The sequence below is a fragment of the Albidovulum sp. genome (assembly GCF_049646345.1).
Classification (GTDB): domain Bacteria; phylum Pseudomonadota; class Alphaproteobacteria; order Rhodobacterales; family Rhodobacteraceae; genus Albidovulum.
Window position 1 is genome coordinate 1 of record NZ_JBARVQ010000464.1, and the last position, 4,197, is coordinate 4,197.

Annotated in this window: 10 protein-coding genes; all 10 read right to left on the reverse strand. The window is 60.9% G+C overall.

What is annotated here, in order from left to right; genetic code table 11:
- Positions 1-140: 140 nt before the first annotated feature.
- Positions 141-332, reverse strand: a complete 192-nt coding sequence (rpmD, locus tag WBB85_RS11615; protein WP_263335700.1) for a 50S ribosomal protein L30 — start codon at positions 330-332, stop codon at positions 141-143.
- Positions 333-344: 12 nt separating this feature from the next.
- Positions 345-911, reverse strand: coding sequence for a 30S ribosomal protein S5 (gene rpsE, locus WBB85_RS11620; protein WP_432638776.1), 567 nt, complete (start codon positions 909-911; stop codon positions 345-347).
- A 113-nt stretch (positions 912-1,024) separates the two neighbouring features.
- Complete coding sequence (gene rplR / locus WBB85_RS11625) at positions 1,025-1,384, reverse strand: 50S ribosomal protein L18 (RefSeq protein ID WP_432638777.1); 360 nt, start codon at positions 1,382-1,384, stop codon at positions 1,025-1,027.
- Between the two features lie 11 nt (positions 1,385-1,395).
- On the reverse strand, positions 1,396-1,929 hold the full coding sequence (gene rplF, locus WBB85_RS11630; RefSeq protein ID WP_432638778.1) for a 50S ribosomal protein L6: 534 nt from the start codon (positions 1,927-1,929) through the stop codon (positions 1,396-1,398).
- Positions 1,930-1,941: 12 nt separating this feature from the next.
- Complete coding sequence (gene rpsH, locus WBB85_RS11635; RefSeq protein ID WP_432638779.1) at positions 1,942-2,340, reverse strand: 30S ribosomal protein S8; 399 nt, start codon at positions 2,338-2,340, stop codon at positions 1,942-1,944.
- Between the two features lie 12 nt (positions 2,341-2,352).
- Positions 2,353-2,658 (reverse strand): 30S ribosomal protein S14, encoded by a 306-nt coding sequence (gene rpsN / locus WBB85_RS11640; protein ID WP_432638780.1) that lies wholly within the window; start codon positions 2,656-2,658, stop codon positions 2,353-2,355.
- An 18-nt stretch (positions 2,659-2,676) separates the two neighbouring features.
- Positions 2,677-3,237 (reverse strand): 50S ribosomal protein L5, encoded by a 561-nt coding sequence (rplE, locus tag WBB85_RS11645; protein ID WP_432638781.1) that lies wholly within the window; start codon positions 3,235-3,237, stop codon positions 2,677-2,679.
- The gene (gene rplX, locus WBB85_RS11650; RefSeq protein ID WP_432638782.1) at positions 3,237-3,542 is read right to left on the reverse strand and encodes a 50S ribosomal protein L24; all 306 of its coding nucleotides are present in this window, start codon (positions 3,540-3,542) and stop codon (positions 3,237-3,239) included. Before rplX ends, rplE begins: the two co-directional genes overlap by 1 nt.
- Positions 3,542-3,910 (reverse strand): 50S ribosomal protein L14, encoded by a 369-nt coding sequence (gene rplN / locus WBB85_RS11655; RefSeq protein ID WP_022705624.1) that lies wholly within the window; start codon positions 3,908-3,910, stop codon positions 3,542-3,544. The genes rplX and rplN overlap by 1 nt, the downstream gene beginning before the upstream one ends.
- Positions 3,911-3,972: 62 nt before the next feature.
- Positions 3,973-4,197 (reverse strand): 30S ribosomal protein S17 (gene rpsQ, locus WBB85_RS11660; protein ID WP_432638783.1); only part of this gene is annotated, 225 nt, incomplete at its 5' end.

Genomic DNA, 4,197 nt, shown 5'->3' on the forward strand with positions numbered 1-4,197 from the left:
GGCTGGGAGCGGCCGTAGCCGTGAGTCTGGCGAGCGTCAGCAAAGCCCGCACAGCGGATCAAAATGTTCGACAGTTCTGCCAAAAGAAAACGCCCCGGTTTCCCGGGGCGCCTTCAGAACTCTTGCAAAGCGTTTCGACGTCAGCCGCGCTCTTCGACGATGGTCACCAGATGCGGGATCTTGTTGACCATGCCGCGGACGGAAGGCGTGTCTTCCAGTTCACGGGTGCGGTTGATCTTGCCGAGACCGAGGCCCTTGAGCGTCGCGGCCTGAACGGCGGGGCGACGGGCGGGCGAGGCGATCTGCTTCACGACGATGGTTTTCTTAGCCATGATGCCTGCTCCTTAAGCTTCTGCCGCTTCGGCGGGCGCTTCGGTTTCCGGCTTCTTCAGGATGTCGGCCACTTTCTTGCCGCGACGCTGCGCGACCATGCGGGGGCTCGATTCCTGCTTCAGACCGTCGATCGTGGCGCGGATCATGTTGTAGGGGTTCTGCGAGCCCATCGACTTGGCGACGACGTCCTGAACGCCCAGCATTTCGAACACGGCACGCATCGGACCACCGGCGATGATCCCGGTACCGGCCGGTGCAGTGCGCATCACGACTTTACCAGCGCCATGACGGCCCTCGATATCGTGGTGCAGCGTGCGGCCATCGCGCAGCGGCACGCGGACGAGGCTGCGCTTTGCCTGTTCGGTCGCCTTGCGGATCGCTTCCGGCACTTCCTTGGCCTTGCCCTTGCCGAAACCGACGCGGCCGCGCTGGTCACCGACCACGACGAGAGCCGCAAAGCCAAAGCGCTTACCACCCTTCACGGTCTTCGACACACGGTTGATCGCGACGAGGCGATCGGCGAATTCCGGGTTTTCGTCACGGTCGCGACGGCCCCCGCGGTTGTCTTCTCTTGCCATCTGGCATTCCTTCGAATGGTGGCGCGCCTTGGCGCCATTTTAGCCAATCCAGGTGTCCCCGACTGGATCGGGGACCCGGATCATCGGGGTGGCGTTGCCGCCACCCGCCGGTATCAGAACTTCAGACCGCCTTCGCGGGCAGCATCGGCCAAAGCCTTGATCTTGCCGTGAAAGAGGAAGCCGCCGCGGTCGAAATAGCAGGTTTCGACACCGGCCTTCTTCGCGCGCTCGGCAATTGCCTTGCCGATCTTGGCCGCCGCTTCGACGTTGTTCTTGCCCACGATCCCCAGATCCTTTTCCAAGGAAGAGGCCGAGGCGAGCGTCACGCCGTTGACGTCGTCGATCAGCTGCACGCTGATGTTCTTCGAGGAGCGATGAACCGAGAGACGCGCGCGTCCGTCGGCCATCTTGCGAAGCTTGTTCCGGACGCGCAGGCGGCGCTTGAGGAACAGTTCCCGTTTGCTGTTTGCCATCTGTCTGGTCCTTACTTCTTCTTGCCTTCCTTGCGGAAGATGTACTCGTCCTTGTACTTGATGCCCTTGCCCTTGTAGGGCTCCGGCCGGCGCCATTCGCGGATATTGGCCGCGACCTGACCGACGAGCTGGGCGTCAGTACCTTCAACGACGATCTCGGTCTGCTTCGGGGTCGTGACAGTGACACCCTGCGGGACCTCGAAATTCACTTCGTGGCTGTAGCCGAGCGACAGTTTCAGGGTGTTGCCCTGCATGTTCGCGCGGTAGCCGACGCCGTTGATCTCAAGTTCCTTCTTGAAGCCTTCGGTCACACCCTGAACGAGGTTCGCCACCATGGAGCGCGACATGCCCCATTGCTGGCGGGCCCGCTTGGAGGTGCCGCGCGGCTTCACCGAGATTTCGTTGCCTTCAAGCGTGATCGTGACATCGTCAGTCGCGTGGAAGGACAGGGTGCCTTTCGGACCCTTCATTTCCACGACCTGACCCGAGATCGTCGCGGTGACGTTTGACGGGACTTCTACGGGTTTCTTGCCGATACGGGACATGGGAAACCCTCCTTAGAATACGGTGCAGAGCACTTCGCCACCAACATTGGCGGTTCGTGCGGCTGCATCCGACATCACGCCTTTCGGCGTGGAGACGATGGAAACACCCAGGCCCTGACGGACCGAGGGAATGTCCTTGGAACCGGAATAAACCCGGCGGCCCGGCTTCGAGACGCGCTTGATCTCACGGATCACCGGCGTGCCTTCGAAGTATTTCAGGCTGATTTCAAGCTCCGGATGACCGTCGGCTGAAGTCGTGGCCTCGTAACCCCGGATATAGCCCTCGTCCTTGAGGACGTCGAGCACCCAGGCGCGAAGCTTGGAAGCCGGCGTGCGGACGGTGGACTTGCCACGCATCTGCGAGTTCCGGATGCGGGTCAGCATATCGCCGAGAGGATCGTTCATCGACATTTCTCGACCTCCTTACCAGCTCGACTTTACCATGCCGGGGATCTGGCCCATGGAGGCGAGATCACGCAGCATGATGCGGCTGAGCTTGAGTTTACGGTAATAGGCGTGGGGACGGCCCGTCAGCTGGCAGCGGTTGTGGATCCGCGTTGCCGAAGAGTTGCGGGGCATCTTCGCCAGTTTCATCGTCGCCTTGAAACGCTCTTCCATCGGCTTCGACTGGTCTTCGATGATCGCTTTCAGTGCGGCGCGCTTGGCAGCATGCTGCTTCACAAGCTTGGCGCGCTTCACTTCGCGGTTCACCATGGATTTCTTTGCCATATCGTCGTTCCTCCGCGATCAGCTGTTGAAGGGCATGTTGAATTGCTTCAACAGCGCCTTCGCTTCCGCGTCAGTCTTCGCGGTGGTGCAGATGATGATGTCCATGCCGAGAACTTCGTCGACCTTGTCGAAGTCGATCTCGGGGAACACGATGTGTTCCTTCAGGCCCATCGCGTAGTTGCCACGACCGTCAAAGGACGTGCCCTTGACACCGCGGAAGTCGCGGACGCGCGGCAGCGCGATCGTGATCAGGCGGTCGAGGAATTCGTACATCCGGTCGCCGCGCAGCGTGACCTTGGTGCCAAGCGGCATCTCTTCACGAACGCGGAAGCCGGCGATCGACTTCTTGGCCTTGTTGATCACGGCCTTCTGACCGGCGATGAGCGACAGCTCCTCGGCGGCCTGCTTGACCTTCTTGGTGTCCTTCACGGCCTCGCCGACACCCATGTTCAGGACGATCTTGTCCAGACGCGGGATCTGCATGTCGTTCTTGTAACCGAACTGCTCTTTCAGAGCGGCGCGGAACGTCGCCTGATAGGCGGCCTTGAGGCGCGGGGTATAGGTTGCTGTGTCGAGCATCAGATCACGTCCCCCGTGGTCTTGGCGAAGCGGACCTTCTTGTCACCTTCCATGCGGAAGCCGACGCGGGTCGCTTTGCCGTTCTTGTCCATCAGCGCGAGGTTCGACAGGTCAACCGGCATCGCTTTCGGCTGACGGCCGCCCTGGCTGTTCTGGGACTGCTTGGTGTGGCGGATGGCAACGTTGATGCCTTCGACCACGGCCTTGTTGGCGCTGGGGTTGACCGAGGTGATCTCGCCCTCTTTGCCCTTGTCCTTGCCGGCAAGGACGACGACCTTGTCGCCTTTTTTCAGTTTCGCAGCCATCAGAGCACCTCCGGAGCCAGCGAGATGATCTTCATGAAGTTCTTGGCGCGCAGCTCGCGTACGACCGGCCCGAAGATACGGGTGCCGACCGGTTCACCCTGGTTGTTCAGGATGACGGCGGCGTTGCGGTCAAAGCGGATTGCGGTGCCGTCTTCACGGCGGACTTCTTTGGCGGTGCGCACGACGACGGCCTTGCGGACGTCACCTTTCTTCACGCGGCCGCGCGGGATGGCTTCCTTCACCGACACCACGATGATGTCGCCCACAGAGGCGTAACGGCGATGGGAACCACCCAGGACCTTGATGCACTGAACCCGGCGCGCGCCGGAGTTGTCAGCAACATCCAGATTGGTCTGCATCTGGATCATTTGGTTTCTCCCGACCTTTGGGGCTTATTCCCCAGGGTTTCGATTGAGCTTTAGGGCAGTGCTTACGCCGTAGCGTCGCTTACCACCGTCCAGCGTTTCGTCTTCGAGATCGGCGCACATTCTTCAATGCGCACTTTGTCGCCGACCTTGAATTTGTTTTCCGCGTCATGGGCGCGGTATTTCTTCGACTTCCGCACGGTCTTGTGCAGCAGCGGATGCTTGAAGCGACGCTCGACGAGGACGGTGATCGTCTGCTCGTTTTGATCCGAGGTCACGACGCCTTGCAG

Bases quoted from the DNA above. Each gene is read 5' to 3' on its own strand.
- rplE (WP_432638781.1), bottom strand. From the start codon at position 3,237: ATGCTCGACACAGCAACCTATACCCCGCGCCTCAAGGCCGCCTATCAG.
- rplR (WP_432638777.1), bottom strand. From the start codon at position 1,384: ATGGCAAACAGCAAACGGGAACTGTTCCTCAAGCGCCGCCTGCGCGTC.
- rpsH (WP_432638779.1), bottom strand. From the start codon at position 2,340: ATGTCGATGAACGATCCTCTCGGCGATATGCTGACCCGCATCCGGAAC.
- rpmD (WP_263335700.1), bottom strand. From the start codon at position 332: ATGGCTAAGAAAACCATCGTCGTGAAGCAGATCGCCTCGCCCGCCCGT.
- rplX (WP_432638782.1), bottom strand. From the start codon at position 3,542: ATGGCTGCGAAACTGAAAAAAGGCGACAAGGTCGTCGTCCTTGCCGGC.
- rplN (WP_022705624.1), bottom strand. From the start codon at position 3,910: ATGATCCAGATGCAGACCAATCTGGATGTTGCTGACAACTCCGGCGCG.
- rpsE (WP_432638776.1), bottom strand. From the start codon at position 911: ATGGCAAGAGAAGACAACCGCGGGGGCCGTCGCGACCGTGACGAAAAC.
- rpsN (WP_432638780.1), bottom strand. From the start codon at position 2,658: ATGGCAAAGAAATCCATGGTGAACCGCGAAGTGAAGCGCGCCAAGCTT.
- rplF (WP_432638778.1), bottom strand. From the start codon at position 1,929: ATGTCCCGTATCGGCAAGAAACCCGTAGAAGTCCCGTCAAACGTCACC.